Annotated in this window: 17 protein-coding genes; 12 read left to right on the top strand and 5 right to left on the bottom strand. The window is 70.7% G+C overall.

All coding sequences use genetic code 11. From position 1 onward, the window contains the following. Positions 1 to 52: 52 nt before the first annotated feature. Both BMY97_RS44250 and BMY97_RS44245 read right to left on the bottom strand, forming a co-directional pair. Entirely contained in the window at positions 53 to 1,855 is a 1,803-nt protein-coding gene (locus BMY97_RS44250) for a hypothetical protein (protein WP_091629491.1), read from the bottom strand. Positions 1,856 to 1,971: 116 nt separating this feature from the next. After that, entirely contained in the window at positions 1,972 to 2,856 is an 885-nt protein-coding gene (locus BMY97_RS44245) for a hypothetical protein (protein WP_091629489.1), read from the bottom strand. Positions 2,857 to 2,987: 131 nt separating this feature from the next. Here BMY97_RS44245 and BMY97_RS47605 point away from each other — a divergent pair, with 131 nt between their 5' ends. Next, entirely contained in the window at positions 2,988 to 3,137 is a 150-nt protein-coding gene (locus tag BMY97_RS47605) for a hypothetical protein (RefSeq protein WP_177231856.1), read from the top strand. 14 nt (positions 3,138 to 3,151) lie between these two features. Here BMY97_RS47605 and BMY97_RS44240 read toward each other — a convergent pair whose 3' ends face one another. Continuing rightward, positions 3,152 to 3,676: an NUDIX domain-containing protein gene (locus tag BMY97_RS44240; RefSeq protein WP_091629487.1), complete on the bottom strand. Its 525-nt coding sequence runs from the start codon at positions 3,674 to 3,676 to the stop codon at positions 3,152 to 3,154. A gap of 175 nt (positions 3,677 to 3,851) precedes the next feature. On the opposite strand from BMY97_RS44240, the gene BMY97_RS47600 reads away from it, so the two are divergent. The 6 genes from BMY97_RS47600 (at position 3,852) to BMY97_RS44215 (ending at position 7,763) form a co-directional block, all read left to right on the top strand. After that, positions 3,852 to 4,007, top strand: coding sequence for a hypothetical protein (locus tag BMY97_RS47600; protein WP_177231855.1), 156 nt, complete (start codon positions 3,852 to 3,854; stop codon positions 4,005 to 4,007). Beyond that, entirely contained in the window at positions 4,004 to 4,681 is a 678-nt protein-coding gene (locus tag BMY97_RS44235; RefSeq protein WP_091629485.1) for a class I SAM-dependent methyltransferase, read from the top strand. The genes BMY97_RS47600 and BMY97_RS44235 overlap by 4 nt, the downstream gene beginning before the upstream one ends. Further along, positions 4,674 to 5,243, top strand: a complete 570-nt coding sequence (locus BMY97_RS44230; RefSeq protein WP_091629483.1) for a DUF6624 domain-containing protein — start codon at positions 4,674 to 4,676, stop codon at positions 5,241 to 5,243. Before BMY97_RS44235 ends, BMY97_RS44230 begins: the two co-directional genes overlap by 8 nt. A 275-nt stretch (positions 5,244 to 5,518) precedes the next feature. Further along, entirely contained in the window at positions 5,519 to 5,776 is a 258-nt protein-coding gene (locus tag BMY97_RS44225; protein WP_091629481.1) for a hypothetical protein, read from the top strand. Next, a complete protein-coding gene (locus BMY97_RS44220; RefSeq protein ID WP_091629479.1) occupies positions 5,773 to 6,417 on the top strand; it encodes an RNA polymerase sigma factor in 645 nt (214 codons plus the stop codon). Before BMY97_RS44225 ends, BMY97_RS44220 begins: the two co-directional genes overlap by 4 nt. A gap of 716 nt (positions 6,418 to 7,133) precedes the next feature. Beyond that, positions 7,134 to 7,763: a sigma-70 family RNA polymerase sigma factor gene (locus tag BMY97_RS44215; RefSeq protein ID WP_091629524.1), complete on the top strand. Its 630-nt coding sequence runs from the start codon at positions 7,134 to 7,136 to the stop codon at positions 7,761 to 7,763. Between the two features lie 114 nt (positions 7,764 to 7,877). Here the strand turns inward: BMY97_RS44215 and BMY97_RS44210 are convergent, their stop codons facing one another. Further along, positions 7,878 to 8,540 (bottom strand): hypothetical protein, encoded by a 663-nt coding sequence (locus BMY97_RS44210; protein WP_091629478.1) that lies wholly within the window; start codon positions 8,538 to 8,540, stop codon positions 7,878 to 7,880. A 133-nt stretch (positions 8,541 to 8,673) separates the two neighbouring features. On the opposite strand from BMY97_RS44210, the gene BMY97_RS44205 reads away from it, so the two are divergent. The 5 genes from BMY97_RS44205 to BMY97_RS46680 all read left to right on the top strand — a co-directional run bounded on the left by BMY97_RS44205 (position 8,674) and on the right by BMY97_RS46680 (position 13,724). Next, positions 8,674 to 9,096, top strand: a complete 423-nt coding sequence (locus BMY97_RS44205; protein WP_143086510.1) for a hypothetical protein — start codon at positions 8,674 to 8,676, stop codon at positions 9,094 to 9,096. Positions 9,097 to 9,224: 128 nt separating this feature from the next. Continuing rightward, a complete protein-coding gene (locus BMY97_RS44200) occupies positions 9,225 to 10,316 on the top strand; it encodes an antitoxin VbhA family protein (RefSeq protein WP_143086509.1) in 1,092 nt (363 codons plus the stop codon). Then, a complete protein-coding gene (locus BMY97_RS44195) occupies positions 10,316 to 11,182 on the top strand; it encodes an endonuclease/exonuclease/phosphatase family protein (protein WP_091629473.1) in 867 nt (288 codons plus the stop codon). Before BMY97_RS44200 ends, BMY97_RS44195 begins: the two co-directional genes overlap by 1 nt. Positions 11,183 to 11,380: 198 nt before the next feature. Continuing rightward, a complete protein-coding gene (locus BMY97_RS44190) occupies positions 11,381 to 12,916 on the top strand; it encodes a hypothetical protein (protein ID WP_091629471.1) in 1,536 nt (511 codons plus the stop codon). Positions 12,917 to 13,058: 142 nt separating this feature from the next. Further along, entirely contained in the window at positions 13,059 to 13,724 is a 666-nt protein-coding gene (locus tag BMY97_RS46680; RefSeq protein WP_143086508.1) for a hypothetical protein, read from the top strand. A gap of 24 nt (positions 13,725 to 13,748) precedes the next feature. Here the strand turns inward: BMY97_RS46680 and BMY97_RS44180 are convergent, their stop codons facing one another. Then, a complete protein-coding gene (locus tag BMY97_RS44180; RefSeq protein WP_091629467.1) occupies positions 13,749 to 14,972 on the bottom strand; it encodes an MAB_1171c family putative transporter in 1,224 nt (407 codons plus the stop codon). Between the last annotated feature and the right edge of the window lie 169 nt (positions 14,973 to 15,141).

Raw genomic sequence — 15,141 nt, 5'->3', positions numbered from 1 at the left:
TGACCCCCGGAGCCGCCGCGAGATCCGCGTCGCGAGGATCCCTGGGCCGCGGTCACGGCATCGGGCGGGCTGCGCGCCGATCCGTGTCGGCCGGGGACGGGTACGGCTCCCAGCCGGCGTCGAGCTCGGCTACGTCACCGCGGTCGCTGTCGCCGGTGATCGCGATGATCCGGCGCAGCGGGATCCGCAGCACCGCGTGCTCGCCGAGCGGGAGGAACCCGATGTCGCGGCGGGCGAGGTCCACGTCGGCCAGGTTCCCGGCCAGGGTGTGCGTCGACGTCGACGGGCGGCGGCCGGTTTCCACCAGCACCCGCACCGGCGGGATGCGGTAGATCCGCGCCAGCATGCCGGTAAGTGCGGCGGCCGCCGCGGTCTCGGTGGCGCCGTCGTCGGGGATCCAGCTGATCCTCCCCTCGCACCACGCCCACGCCTCGTCCCGGGAACCGGAGGACACGTGCGGGGCCGGGCGCAGGCGGATCACGTTGTCGTGGGCGGGGCGTCGCTCGCCGCGAGCACGGATGACCGCGCGGCTCGGCCGGGCGCGGATGCCGTCCGCGGCGGCGTCCTCGACCAGGTACGGGTACGCGGTGCGGGCGAGCGCGAGCGCCTGCTCGATCGTGCTGGCCGGGTCGTCGGCGGGGACCGGTCCGACGGTGATCTGCTGATCGCGGCGCCGCGCGGTGAGCTCGGCGGCGTGGGTGGCGGCGAACGCGGGAACCGCCAGGACCACCGACCACGTCGGCTCCCAGCCCCACGGCCCGTAGTCCCCCACCAACGGCCGCCGCCCCGCGGGGACCGCCGGCCCGTGCTGCTCGTACTGCGCGAGATAGGCCAGGTCCCGGTCCACCGGCCTGGTCAACGGCCAGTTGGCGACCATGACCAGCCGCTGGTCATCACTGCCGGGGCCGCCGGGTCCGCGGTAGGCGTCTTCGAGCAGCTGGACCCAGCCGGTGGCGCCTTCGCGCCAGAGATGATCGAACTCCCGCTCGGCCCACGCGCCGACCGAGCACTCCCCCGCGTAGGCGGTGTGCGAGGGAACCGGCAGCAAGGACACGTCCCGCACCACGCGGCCGGCGAGGTGCTGCGCGGCGGTCGCCAGGGCGAAGGACAGGCAGCCGCCGGGGGTGTCGCCACGGCCGCGCGCGACTTTCCAGGCCTCGAGGACCAGTCCGGCCAGGAAGTGCGCCTGGTTCCACCGGTCGACGTCGCCGACGATCCGCGAGAGCAGGTCGCTTTCCTTGCGCAGCGCGGGGTTCTTGATGACCTCGTCGCAGGCCGCCGACGCGGTGGCGGTGAGATCGGCATCGGGCGACGCCCGCCGGTAGTCGGCCAGGAACGTCTCCCAGTCCGCGGCGATCCTCACCCACGCCTCGGCGAGCCGGTCCCGATCAGCACCGTAGACGGGATCCGGTGCGGCGACGGCGTCCAGCAGCGCGGTCACCGCGGGGTGCTCGTGGCGAGGGGACGCGGCGAGCGCGGCGGCGTAGCCGGACCAGCTGTGGGCGCGGGTCGAGGTACGCAACCTCGTGAGCCGGGCGTGGGCCGCCACGATGCGCACCGCGACAGCCCACAGCGCTCCGACCGGTGCTGGGACGTCGAGCCGGTGCCGGCATCGCTTGCACACGTCCGGCAGCACCGTGATCAGCACCGCCGCGACGCCGGGCCCGTCTGGGGAGTTGCGGCACGCACGGTTGTACGGCCTGGTGTCGCTGGGTTCAGGGACGTGCCGCTTTCCGCCGCCGGCGGCGGAGACCGTGACGGTGGAGTGCTCGAGCGCGGGCAGGATCAGATTCACCGCGCGCAGGTCGGTCACCGTCAACGACGGCAACCCGACGTGCGTGTCCTGGCCGTGCATCACCGCGCTCCCATCCCGGCATCGTAGAAGGTCACTCGCCGGCGGAAACGTCGCAGCGGCGGTAGCTGCCGAGGGTTGCGATCAGGGAAGTCGGGCTCGGTGTGGATCGTGGCGGTTCAGGGCCGCATTGCGGGGAGCAGTCGGTCCGCGGCCGCGCGGGCGGCATCTAGCCGCGGTTCGTGCGCGCCGGCCGGTGTCCGCAGGATGGCGGCGAGGCACAGCAGCTGCATCAGATACCCGTCGCGGCTGTCGAGGTCGCTCTGGCGAAGGGCGTGGACCTGCTCGGCCAGACCCGGCACGGCCAGGGACGCGGACCACAGCATCGCCGCGTCGAGTCCCCGGGGCGCCAGGCCCCAGTCTTCCCAGTCGAGGATCGCCAGCGCCGGGCCGGTCAGGTTGGCCCAGGCGAAGTCGGCGTGCGCGGAGACCCACCGCTCGATCGTGGTGTTCAGGCCGGGGCCGAAGGCGTCCCGGATTTCCTCGTCCACTCGGTTTTGGCTGATCAGAACCGTGTGCAAGGTGGCGACCCGCGTGGTGTGAGCCTGAGCGAGCGCGTCGAGTGAGCTCCCCAGTGCGGTCCACCAGGTCGGTGGCAGCCGCGGGTCGGTGGTGAGGATGCCGCCCGGCTTGATCGGCGCGTCGGTGACGAGATCGGACTCGTCGGCCCGCCACATCAGGCTCGTGGTGGTCTCGGTCCAGGCGAGACTGGCGTGCCAGGCGGGCTTGGCGACGCCGGCCAGCGTCGCCGCAGCTTCGGGTCCGTTGAAGCCCTGACCGGCCATCTTCGCCAGCGGGCGGGCTTCGATGCGGATCCACGTGCCACGGTCGGTGGCCGCGCCGAGCGAGCGGCGTTTGCGCACGAGTGCCGTCCGGTCCAGCCGAACATCCAGTGCGCGCTCGACGCGGTCGAGGATGTCGTCACGCGGCTGGGCACGCAGGTCCGGTGCCGCAGGACGGGCGTCGGGTCGCGGTGGTGCGGCGGCCCGGTCAACGGTCGGCATCCCCATGTTCTCCCCTCGCTCCGGGCATATCTGCTGATCGGACGGTACGCCGCGCGGCGGCGCGGCCGGCACCGCGCACACCCTGCACTGACTTGGCGCCACAACAGCCCAGGCCGCGGCACGCTGAACTGGTGGCGACGCGGCAGAACCTGCTCAAGCCCGGCCTGGAGAACCTGGCCAGCGAGGAAGGCATCGACGGATCCGCGCTGCTCTCCGCCTGGCGCGTGCATCTCGCCGGAGGCGCGGTCCGCGCGTACGAATACCTGACATCAGCCCGCTGATCCGGCGAGAGTCCTCAACCTCGGGGGCCACCCGCGGGCTGCGCAGCCTCGGCGCGGCCGTGGGCAGCCGCGATCTGCGTCATCTGCGGAAGCAGCATCGCGGCGAGCATCTTGGTGTCGGCGACGATGTCGAGCGTGCCGAGGTCGGCGTCGCGACACCAGCGGAACGGGTGCTCCGGCGCCGCCACGCTCGTCGTCGGGTCCGGGGCGATGGCGAGGTACTGGTGATCGACGTGAATGTGCGGCTCGGGGGTGTGACCGTCGGCAGGCACGGCCAGCTCGTTCATCCACCATGGCCGTGCCACCTCCGGGACGGGGTAGCCCGCCGGCAGCGGCAAGCCCGGTGGCCGCAGTAGCACGACGTGACGGCCGGTTTCCTCCAGCACCTCGCGCACCGCGGCTTCGGCCGTGTTCTCGTTCTCGACGTGCCCGCCGGCGTTCATCCACTGCTTCAGCCGCGGGTGGTAGATCAACCCGAAGTTCCAGGCCTGGTCGATCTGGGCGAACACGAACACGGTCGCGGTGGACTCTTTGATCACTCGGCGCTCCAGCCTCTACGGCGCTCCCCGTCGCCGCGGGGTGTCGGCAACCCGGACAGTGTCGCCGGGACCACCGACAAGAACGGCTCCCTCTCCGCGACGAGCTACCTGATCAGGTGACGCCGGGGATCGTGGGCGAGAGAAAACGTCGGTGGGCGTCGCTAGCGTGGCGCCCGTGATTGCCCATGCCGCGACCAAGCCGGTCGCCTCCATCGACTGCCCGCCCCTGGCCCTCGATGGCCCCGGTCCCCACTCGCAGGTGCTGATCCACCGCGCCCGCACCGAGAAGGTCACCGCCGGTCCCGCCGAGTTCGGCGACGCCGGCCGATGACCACGACCTACTGGAACCGCTACGCCCTGGGCGCGGCCAACGCCGCGCCCGACGACGAGTCCGCGCCGAGCGTCAGGTGGACGCAGTACCCCTCCCACGGGCCCGGGATCGAGCTGCTCGGCGACCCCCGCTCCAGTCTTGAGCTGGGCTGCGGACGGGGTGACGCAGTCGCGGCACTCGCCGCGCGGGGAGTCGACGCGACCGGCGTGGACCTGTCCGGTACCCAGTGCGAGCAGGCGCGACGCCGCTGGGGCCATGTCGCGGGCGCCCGCTTCGAACACGCTGATGTGCTGGAGTTCCTGGGCGCGGCGGACCGGACGTGGGACGCGATCTACTCGATCTGGGGCGCGATCTGGTTTCTCGATCCCGCCTTGGTGCTGCCGCTCGTGCGGAAGCACCTGGCGCCCGGCGGGAAACTGGTGTTCTCCCACGCTCCCCCGGTGCCCGGAGCCTACGGAATCCAGGGAATGTACGGTGCCGCGTTCACCGCCGATCCCCTGTGGGTGTACCGGTGGTCATACGAGCCGGACGTGTGGGCGGAGTTGTTGCGCCGCAACGGATTCGGAAACATTCACGCGCGCGTCGAGGCCGCACCGGAGTCCGGGAAGCTGGGAACTCTCATCGTGGAAGCCGAGCGACGTCCCGGCCCAGCGCGAGTCTCTCCCCATGGCTGAGGACATCGACGCCGCCGGCGACCTCGCGATGCTGCGCCGGGAACTGCTGCGCCGCGCCGAGGTCGACCAGGCAGCCCGCGCCCGGCTGGATCCCCGCTCACCCACCCCGCGGCAGTGGCAGCGGGTGGCCGAAGTCGACGCGGAGAACACCGCGTTCCTGGCCTCCGCCGTCGACCGCGTCGGCTGGCCCGGCACGGCGCTGGTGGGCTCGGCGGCCGCGCACGCGGCCTGGCTGATCGCCCAGCACGCTCCCGCGGAGTGCCGGGCCCGCTGGCTTCCGCTGCTCGCCGCCAGCGTCGACGTCGAGGACGTCATCGCGGTACGCGACCACGCATACCTGGCAGACCGAGTCGCCACCGACCAACGGCATCCGCAGCGCTGGGGCACCCAGTCCTTGTGCTTCCCGAACGCGGGATGCCGGCTGTATCCCCTTGACGACGCAGCCGGAGTGAACGCGCGGCGCCGGTCGATCGGGCTGGAACCGCTGACCGAGGCCGGCCTCGCCGCGGCGTATCCCAGCTACGCCGACATCGACGCTGCGCGCGGCCCCTCGGCCCCGTGACCGGGACGTCGTCGAGCCGTCGTGGCCTGCGGGTCGGGCGCGGGCGCCGTTCACCTTGCCCAGCTGCGCAGGGAGGCTCCGGGGGCGGGGCCGCGCGGGGTTCGCCGAATCGCTGGCCGGCAGTCGCTGGTGTAGCCCGCGATTATTCGCCGTCAGATCCAGTCCCTGTTTCAGGCGTTGAGCTGCATCTTCGGGATTTTTCAAGATTTTTCACGGCCAGCGATTCGCGGACGGGGGTCCGGGCCGGTGTGGGGGTAAGTAGGAAAGGAGGCCCCATGGACTGGGACCCCGACACGGATTTCGTCCGGATTCCGCGCCCTCGTAGTGTGCTGAGGGTGCTGGCCGACCTCGCCCTGCTGCGCTTCCGCCGCTCGGTCGCCCGCGACCGCGGTGCGACGATCGTCGACGCCGCGCAGGTGCTCAGTGCGTCCGGCCGGGCCGGGCAGGTGCTCAGCCGGGACGAGACCGGCGGTGAGTGGTCGATCACGCTCGGCCCGCCGGCCGCGCGCCTCGAGCCGCCGGAGGCGGCATGACGGGCGACGCGAAGTCCCGCACGACGTGTCCGTCCGGCACCGATGAGGACGGCGACGCGGATCAGCCGGAAGACCGGTACGCCCATCAGGCCGAGGTTCCATTCAGCCGGCAGGCGCTCCAGGTGGTGATCGCCGATCACCGCCTGGAGGCGGTGCGGGCGGCGGCTGCGGTCGTCGGCGACCATGCCAGCGGGGAGGACGTCGCGCAGGTGGCGTTCATCGAGCTGGCACGGAAGTGGAAAAAGAAGGGTGTCCTGCGCGAGCCGCGGCGCTTGCTCTTCCAGATCGTCAAGCTCCGCGCGCTCGACGAGCGAGCCAAGCGCACGCCGGTCCCCCTCACCGATGACGCGTTGATCAGCAAGATGACGGCCGACCGCGTGATGTCGATGCCGGACTTCGCGCCCGGGATCGACGGGTTGTTCACCAGCATGGCGGTGGTCACGGCCCTCAAGCAGCTGCCGATCCGCCAGCAGCAGGTGCTAGTCCTGCGGATCGGCTTGCAGTGGGAGCTGGCGGCCGTCTCCGCCGTCATGGCCTGCTCGGCGGAAGCCGTGAAGAGCCTGCAGGAACGCGGGTTGCAGACCCTGCGGAAATCGCCCCTGCTGATCGGCCGCCGTACGACCCTGCCGGAGGTGCACTAGTGACCACCACCATCGACACCAGCGACGTCAGCGAGGACCGCTTCGATGTCGACCTGATCATGGAGCGCGCGCTCGCCGCCGACGAGGCCGACCTCGCCACGCACGGACGGCTCCAGCCCACGGTCGCAGACCTGGCCGAGACCGCCTACCGCGCGTTCGAGATCGGCATCTGGGAGATGTCGCGCGACCGCCACGCCGAGGCGGTGCAGTGGCTGTCCACCGCGGTCGACAGCGGCATCGAACAGGCCCGCCCGCTGCTGGCGATCTGCCTGCAGGTCACCGACCCGATTCCGGAACGTCGCACGGCCGCGGCCGACGAACATGACGAGCAGCTCGCCGAAGAGCTGATCAGGATGGAGGAACAGCCGGGTGAGGCTGCCGAGGCGCGCCCGACGCCGATCTACGAGGCGGTCCTGGCCTACACACACACGGCGGCGCGGGCGGTGACGGCCCGGTGGTGGGGCGGGTCGGGCATGGTGCTGCCGGCGCACGAGAGCGCGTTCGACCGCCAGACGAGCGCGCGGCTGGTGCACAGTCGCATCGACGTGGTCTACCCGGCGATGACCTGGTGCCCCGACCTCGTGCTGTTTCACGACCGGCTGTGCCCGCCGGCCGTCGTCGACCGGGATGCGCCCGGCCCGGCGAACCTATGTCCGGAATGGGCCATGCTGCAGATCAAATGGCGATCGCCGGAGGACACCGCCATCGACTTCCGGATGCGGTCGCTCGAGGTGCTGCCCCAGGGCTCCTTCAGCCGAGCCACCCGGGTGTCCCCGGCTGCGGACACCGCCGCGCGCACGGCGGACATCAACCTGCTGGCCTGCGACGCCGCCGACGGGAATCCTGCGGCGGTCGGTGCGGTGCTGGAGCTGATGCGGCCGCTGGTCGTGCGGTACTGCCGCGCGCGCATCGGCGGACGCGACCTGGCGTACCTGACCGCCGACGACGTCGCGCAGGAGGTGTGCCTGTCGGTGCTCAAGATCCTGCCGAACTACCGCAAGCGCGGAGGCTCGTTCCTTCGGCTGGTGTATGCGGTCGCGGCCCACAAGGTCACCGACGCCGTCCGCGCGGCCGCCCAGAAGCCGATCGCCGACGTCCCCGGCCGGGCACTGATTGAGCGGCCCGGTGCAGATGCTGGTGGACGGATGGATGTCGGAGCTCGCCTTGGCCGGATGCTCGCGGTGCTCCCCCGCGCGCAGCAGGAGGTGCTGGCTCTGCGCATCGCGGTCGGGCTGTCGGCCATCGAGACCGCCGAAGCGCTTGGCGTCTCGGCGGGCAATGTCCGCGTCACTCAACACCGCGCTTTGACGCGGCTGCGCGGAATGCTGCAGGAGGAGAAGTACTGACTCCGAGTCGGCGGTGCCGCTGCTGAGGCCGGTCCGCCGCGCGGGCCGTGCTACTGCGGACGGGCCCGCCGCGTCGCGCGGGTAGCAGAAGGGCGGTAGGCGACCGCAGCTCGGTCAGTTGCCCGCCACGCCCGCGACCCAGTGGCGTGCCGCATCGACGTGCTCGCGCGCCAGCTCCGCCACGTGCGACTCATACATCTTCGAGACACGGCCTCCAGTCGCGCGGACGGCGGCCACCAGCTGCTTGCGGGTGGTAGCCGCGTCTCGGTGTTCCACGATGGCCGGCAGGAGGTCCAGGACCGCGGCGACGTCACCGTAGCTGCGCCAGGCGGAGACGGGCAGCGGAAGGCCCGCGTTCTGGAACCAGTGTGTGGTTGCCGCCCAAAGCGCCGTCGCGGAGTAGCCGCCCGCGACGTTGCGGGCCGGTGCGCTCTGTCGCCGGGGAGCGTGGTGCGCGAACAGCGTCGTGAACTGCCGATCCAGGCCGTCCCGGGTGAGTTTGCACGCGGTGACGTCGGTGAACGCGTCGGCCAGTGAAGTCCACGGAACCGCCCCCAAGGCCCAGAACGGCCCCACGCGGGAGATCCAGGCCCGGACAACCGCTTCGTCGGCAAGGACGTCAAGACTTCCGATCGCGTCCCGCAGCCGGGTCCGGGCCGCCTCAGTCGTCGACGTGTCGCCGGTGCTCAACGTGTCGATGTCGGTCAGCGTCCGCACGAGATCCGCGCGGACGCCCTCGACGCGCCGGCGCGCGATCGGATCCAGCACTGTTGACATGACCGAGAAGGGTAGGCGGCGGCCGCAGCGAACTCATTCGGGTGACACCGCTGGGGATCCCCGGATCTATGTGCACGGGCACGTCGCGACCGAGCCGGAGCACTACGGGGCTGCTAGCGTGCGAGGCAGAATCATGTTGCGAGACAAGGGGAACGGGATGGAAAACTCCGGGAACAGCACCCCCGGTCAGCAGAACATCGTGTCGGCCATCGGCCCGGGCGAACTGTTCGCCGCGATGTCCGCAGCGGTCCGCGGCGACGATGAAGGATCCGCACCGGCGTGGAGCGACTGCGCGGTCGCCGGGCTGATGATCGCCCAGGCACACGGGCGGTTCGGCGACATCGAGCGCGGACTGATGGCCGCATTGCTTTCCCGGATCCGTTGGCACGCAGGCAAACTCGGAACGGACAGCGCGTTTCCCGACGAGCATCGCGAGGGTGCCTACATCAAGGTTCGTGACGTGTTCGCCGCGATGGCCCTGGAGAACCCGCCGCTGACGGGGACGGTGTACATCAACGCTGTCACTGCGGGGCCAGCGGTCCCGTCGCCGGTTTAGGTGATGAGTCGCGCATGGCACGAGCTGACCGGCTGCCTGATCAGGGCCCGACGACCACCTGCGACCGCGGACTCGCCGAGCCGGTCGGCGCGTAGGAAGATGACGAGTCATTGAACTAGAATATGCAGGTGGGAGATGGTGCAGGTCTCGAACGGCTGACGGCGGAACAGATCGTCAACGACGTAGTGGCCAGCCACGAGCTGGACGGCTTTGCCGTCGATGACGCGGACCGCCAGCGTCTCCTGACAATCGCCGAGGGCAGGCTGTCAGCGGATGACGCGGTCGCCGCCGTGATCCGGAAGGCGACCTCCAGGAGAAGCGCCGTGCCCGGGGCGGCGGGCCAGTCACCACGACCTGACCCCGGTCGGGCAACCGCATCCGCGCGACCCGGCACGGTGCCAACTGGTTCCCGGATGAAGCTGACTGGCTGCGGTGGCGGCGGCGGGACGCCGTACGGTGATCGCTGTGCGCGATCGGGAGGGTGGACGGCTGTGACCAAAGGTAAGCGGCGCAAGGCGGACGGCTTGGCGAAGGAGGCGCGCCGACGCGCCCGGACGGCCGCGACCGCACCGGCGCGGACCGACTCGGCGGCCGCGCCCACAACGCTCGAAGACCGCGTGGCCATTGCCACGCAGGTCGATGCGTGGCAGTTTCTGCTGAACTACCTCAACTACGTGCGCGACGGCGGCTTCGACGTCCCGCTGGACAAGTTCGGTCCCCAGCGCCCCGGCGAAACAGTTGAGGAAGCCGAGCTGCGCCTGACCGTGGCGCGCGAGACCAAGGAAGTGCAGGCGCTGATCGGCGACTGGGCCGAGCTGTGCGCCGAGGTGGCGGCGCGGCCCACGCTCACACTCAACCCCGGCACGATGGTGGCCCACGTCGCCGACGTGGGCCGCGGATGGTTGAAGACGGCAGGCCACGTCCCGGACAGGGACACGTGGATCGCCGGAGCACGTCCGCTGCTGGGTGCGCTGTGCGCCCCGCAGCACTGGCTCGACGCGCTGAACGTGCTCGATCAGGTCGGCACGATGGGCATCGCCCCCGGTGAGAACGTCACGTTCGCCGCGGCGCAGGCCAAGCCCGCTGCCGCGCTGCACGCGGCCGCGGCGCTGGTGTCCTGGCTGTTCGGGCAGCGCAGCATCGTGTTCGACCAGACCTCCGCGATGCGTGCCCTCGCCCGCAAGACCCACGCTCTGGCCGAATTACTGGAGTCCGCGTAGTGCTGCTTTGCACGGCGAATCTGTTCGACTACAACAAGTCTCCGATCGACGCCGACCGGCAGCTGAGGGAGCGCGAGACGATCCTGGCCGCGGCGCCGGACGTGCTGTGCGTGCAGGAGTTCTGGCACGCCACCCGCGCCCCCGACGATCCTGCATTGGCCCGCGCGTTCGCGGAGTTCTGTGATCAGCTCGGCATGGTCGGACGCTTGGCCTACGCGCCGTCGTTCTGCCACGTCGGAGTCCTATGGCGTCCAGGTTCGGCGAGCGTGGAGTCTTGGCAGGAGTACAGCCGCTGGCAGTGGCACCACGGCCTGGGCATGGCCGTGCTCGACATCGGCGCCGCGGCGCCGATCCGGGTGGCGACCACCCAGCTGCACCCGGCCGATCCGGCGGGCCGCTTCACCGAGGCCGGCTATCTGGCGATGGCCGGGCTGGGCAACCCGAACCTGGTCACCTTCCTCGGCGCAGACTTCAACGCCGCCGGACGCGAGCCTGCGCTGCCCGGCCAGCACGGCTCGTTCTACGACCCCGAGCCCTACCACGACCAGCAGCGTGGTCTGCCGCATCAGCAGTTCCAGGTGGAGTGGAACGACGATCCGGACGCCGAGCCGCTGCTGGACCGGCGAGCACTGGAACGCGCCCGCCGCGCCGGACTGGTCGACATCGCCCACCATCTGGGCGTGTCCTGGCGGCGGACCAGCGGCCACCACCCCGGCGATCCTCACGGCGATCGGCGCCCGGACGGCTGGCGCGGCTCGGTGGCCGCACTCCCGCTGGTCACGCACTACCAGGTTGACGAAACCGCCGACAGCGACCACGCACTCGTCAGTATCCGCATCGCCCCCGAGCGCATCGGGAACCGCTGATCCCACCGCGTTGGACGTCGGCTGCCATCCAGCTCGGCGTCACGTCCGGGCAAGGCTCGCCCACGGGCATGCCTTACCCGATCCGGTCGCCGGCTGCGGCAAGATCGGGCACATGACGTCCCGCAGCTGCGATCTGCCGGTGAATCAGCCGCCCAGCGGTGCGATCGACACCCCGCCGAGCGGTCCGGCGGTCGCGTCGTGACCGCGATCGGGACGCTGGTCCTCGCGTTGGCTCGCCTGCTGCCGGAGGAGGAGCGCGAGCGCATCGGCCTGTACCTCGGCGAAAGCGTGAACAACCCGGACATCGTTCCTGCCGTTCCCGACGCGCCGGCCGGTGGCAAGCCGGACTGGGACTACGTGTGGAGCGCGTTGCTCGACGCTGCTGCTCACGCACACCGCATCACGGAGCTGCTGGAATCCGAGCGCGCGTACTTCGACTTCACCCACCTCATCCGCCTCTCCGTCGACCTGCGGACGCAGATCAATGAGGCCTACGGCCTGATGTGCGAAGCCGGCAACCTCGACGGCCTGGTTCCGCGCGCCGGCGACAACCTCGATGAGCTCCGGACCGCGTCCGGACTGCGCCGCGCGGAGATCGTCGACGCCGAACTGGCCCCGATGCGTCCCGATCCTTCGCCCGACGCGTCGATCTGGTCGGTCGACTTCGATCAGCACGGCGGCTTCGTCGCCGCGACCACCCCGCAGAACGACGACGTCGCGCCGTGGAAGTTCTGGGGTATGGCCGCGACCCCGGCATCGGCGGCCCACACGCTGGAGTGGTGCTTTCTCGACGCGCCGCCGAGCGTCGTCTTCGACCCGCCGGTTTGCCCTCAACCCTGCGCGCGGACCGGCCCGGACGCCGATCGCTCCCAGGAAGGCCCGTCGGTGCCGGAGCTGCTCGCCCGCCGCGGCTCGGTCTACCAGCAGCACCTGACCGCGGTCCGAGTGGCGCGCGAAGCGCTGCGGAACCGGGCCGGCGACCTCGAGGCGTATCTCGCCGAACGCGCCGCCGAGTTGAACGCCTCCGATCCGCAGCTGCTGGGAAACCACAAGGTGCTGGACGCGATCGGGTCGGCCGAGAACAACGACCACAGTGGCGTCGCCGACACCGTGATGTGGGTGCCCACCGAGCTGGTCGTCGGCACCGATCATCGCGTCTGGGGCGACTTCGGAGGGTTCCGGGACGAGGTCCCGTTCGAGATCGCGACCGGACTGCTGAGCACCGACGATCTTGACGCCTTCACTGACGAGCTGTTCTCCCACCCGATCGCTCTGAAACGCTCCCCCGGCTGGGCCGGGCCGGTCTACCGCGTCGGCAGCAACGGCAACCATCGCATCCACGCCGCCCGGATCCTCGGCTTCCCCTGGCTCGCCGCGAAGGTCGAAGTCGACGCCACCGCCCCATCCTGGAGCATGCTCGGCCTGATCTCCGACGACCCCGGCGACGACAAGGAGCTTCAGCGCCCCTTGCAGCGACGCATCCAAGAACGTGCCGGGCTCGTGGCAGGACTCCTGCGTCGTGAGGTCATCGACGGCGAACTCACCGACGCCAACGACCCCACGTTGCGCTGCCGGCGCCTGCCCGCGGCATGGCTGCTACGCGGAGCGCAGCACGCCACCGCGGTCAACGCCGTCTACGAATCCCGCTACCCCGGCGCGCTGACGCGACTCGGCATTCCCATCGCGGCAGGCACTGATCCAGCAGCCTGGTCCCGCTGGCTCACCACATCATGAACAGCGCTTCACTGATGCGCCATTCGAACGATCCGCCGCGAGCAAGACTGAGCCGCATGCAGGGGTCCACAAAGGCTAGCGAAGTCGGGCCACACTCACAGCCAGGTAACGGCCGTCACGCTCCCTCGCTAACATCCAGTACGTGGCGACTCTGAGGAACCTGCCGATGCCGATCGTTGCTGGTGCGATCAGTGGTGGTGCGATGCTGCTGTCAGTGGCCGTACAGGCGGTGGCGCCAGCATGGGCGGTCGGCGGAATCGCGGCGCTCCTCGGCGTCGCGGCTGGCCTGGTGGTGGCCGAGTTGATCCGTGACCGGGACGGTCGCCGCGAGCACGCCGCCAAGGATGCCTATGCCGCGCTGCCGTCGTATCGGGCGGTGACCGGTGCCGCCTTGGACCTGGCGGGACTGCCGGTCTGGCCGTCAGACCACCGCCGGTTGGCTGAGGACAAAAGCAACGGCAACCCAGACACGCTGGCCCAGCCCATGGTCGACGCGGTTCGCCACCTGGATTTCCGTCCACCGCCCGTTCGTCAGGCGGCTGATGCGGTCCTGACCACCGCTCGCGACCTGGCCCATGTGGTGGCAGACATACGCACCACAACCAAACCAGGTCATCGCGGCGCCATCGCCGAGCGAGTCGCCAATCGCCACGAAACCGCGGTCGCCGCGCTACGGGACGCGCACAACCAGTTCGTGGCCGTCTGCCGCGTCGACCTCGGTGCCGATCGTCAGCATGCGCTGCTTCGCCCGGGGTTCCTACGCCGAACATCCCGCCGTGCGGAAGCGGCTGGTGCGCAGCTTCGCTGAGTGGGACACCCTCCGGCAGCCCGGCTATGCGGGGTGGTGCACGCCTGGGTGTTCGCGGGCGCGGAGTTGCTGGACGAACGGGTTGCCGCGCAACGCCTTGGCCACGCGGATCAGCACGCCGGCTTCGGCGAGTAGTTCGGAGGGCTGGGTGAGTTCGGCTTCGGTCTCGGCGGGTCCGCTGACGTCGAGCAGCTGGCGATTGCCGTCGCGATAGGCGTCGATGGCGGTGGCCAGGGCCGCAGCTTCGAGCAGGATGTCGGACTGCTGATCGGCGAGATGGCCATCGCGTGACTCCTCGACCAGCCGGTGGAGGTCGGGGCGAACGTAGGGGCGCAGGATCAGCATCGCGTCGCGGATCGCCACCACCTTGGTGTAGAGGTGGAGTTCGGCGTCGTCAGCGGCGGTGATCCCCTGGTTGTCGGAGTCGTGCGGGAAGACGACCTGGGGCACCAGCGTCGTCAGTTCGGCCCACAGCGGAGTGATTCCGGTCAGGGCGCGCCGGGTGCGGCATCGGGTGCGGCCTCGAGCCAGGCGTGCTCCCCAGGTGGGCAGGAGCAGGCCGATCGCCATGAGGCCTACGGAGATCCCGGCGAGTCCTTCGGAGACCGAGGCGGGACTGTCCACGAGTTGGATGCCGAGCCGGGTGGAGATGATGGTGGTGACTTTCCAGGCGATCCAGAGCATGCCGGTCACGGCGGCGGCCATGTCGATGCGCACCCCGACCCGCAGCAGGACCGACACCCGGGATCGGGCGAAGGTGCGCATCAGCCAGAGGAACCGGATGAGCACGACTCCGATGAAGCCGAAGTAGATGAGCTCGTAGCCCAGGATCAGCGGGTCGTGGGCGTAGGCCAGGTTCAGCTCGACGACGGGCCGGACGTCGGCGGCGGTCAGCAGTGCGGCCATCGCCGCGACGCACGACCACAGGACGAGGGCTCCGCTGCGGATACGTCGGATCGCAACGGTGCGTGGTAGCAGCGACAGTCCGAGTGTGGCCATGATGCTGTACGAGGAGCACATCGCCAGCACATTGCCGAGCAGCCGGGTTGCCTGCGGGAACGGCTCGAGGCGAGCTACCGCGGCCAGCGTCGGGGTGGCGGTCAGCGCGAGCGCCGTCCCGATGCAGCCGAGCGAGGCGAGCATGAACCACTGGGATGCCGTTGGTCGCCTGCCGCGCAGGCCGATGGCTTTGCCGATCGCGGCGGCGAGGGCCAGTACGGCGCTGCTGTACCCGATCGCGTTACCCACGGGCGCCGCAGCCGGCCGCCGGGGCATCGAAGACCTCTCGGATGCGATCGAGGACGTTGTCGCGGGGCTGCGTCGGGATGCGTCCAGCCCGGGTGATGACAGGTCCGGCGAGCAGGGCGAACAGTTCGGCTTCGCGTTCCTCGCGTTTGTCGAAGACGGTGCGGCCCAT

Source organism: Amycolatopsis saalfeldensis, from assembly GCF_900110575.1.
Taxonomy (GTDB): Bacteria; Actinomycetota; Actinomycetes; order Mycobacteriales; family Pseudonocardiaceae; genus Amycolatopsis; species Amycolatopsis saalfeldensis.
This window is presented reverse-complemented; position numbering and strand designations above follow the sequence as displayed.